Genomic DNA, 635 nt, shown 5'->3' with positions numbered 1-635 from the left:
GTGTTTCGTCGCTACGGTCTGCCAGTACGCATTAACGCCGACAATGGCGCTCCCTGGGGCAGCCCCAGCGGGTTGGAGCACGGCTTGAGTGAGTTGAGTGTCTGGCTGATTCGCCAGGGCATCCGGGTCAGCCACAGCGCGCCGTACCATCCCCAGACCAATGGCAAGCTGGAGCGGTTTCACCGCTCACTCAAGGCCGAGGTCCTGAACGGACGCAGTTTCGACTCACCGGCCCATGCCCAGCTGGCGTTTGAGCGCTGGCGTGAGGTCTACAACCATGAGCGACCACATGAGGCTCTGGGTATGAAGACACCGGTGCAGCGTTACCAATGCAGTCCTCGCCAGTTCAGCGAGAGGCTCGAACCGATCGAGTACGGCCCGCACGATGAGGTGCTGATGGTGGACTGGAACGGGTGGGTGAAATACCAGGGAAGGAAGTTCAAGGTGTCTAATGCCCTGCACCGACTGCCGATTGCCCTGCGATCTAATCCAAGTGCGGATGGATGCTTCGATGTGTTCTTCTGCCATCAACGCTTCATGCGGCTGGACATGAACGATTTGATGACTTCCAATTGACCGACTCTGGTGTTTCCTATGTCCCCGAACACCCGTTTCCCATGTCTCCGGTCTATACA

1 protein-coding gene is annotated in these 635 nt (G+C 58.3%); it reads left to right on the top strand.

The window, feature by feature from the left end; all coding sequences use genetic code 11:
• Positions 1-576 (top strand): integrase core domain-containing protein (locus tag AC1RRP_RS19260; RefSeq protein WP_493038986.1); only part of this gene is annotated, 576 nt, incomplete at its 5' end.
• Positions 577-635 lie beyond the last annotated feature (59 nt).

This window comes from Hylemonella sp. GW821-FHT12C09 (genome assembly GCF_058807395.1).
This window is presented reverse-complemented; position numbering and strand designations above follow the sequence as displayed.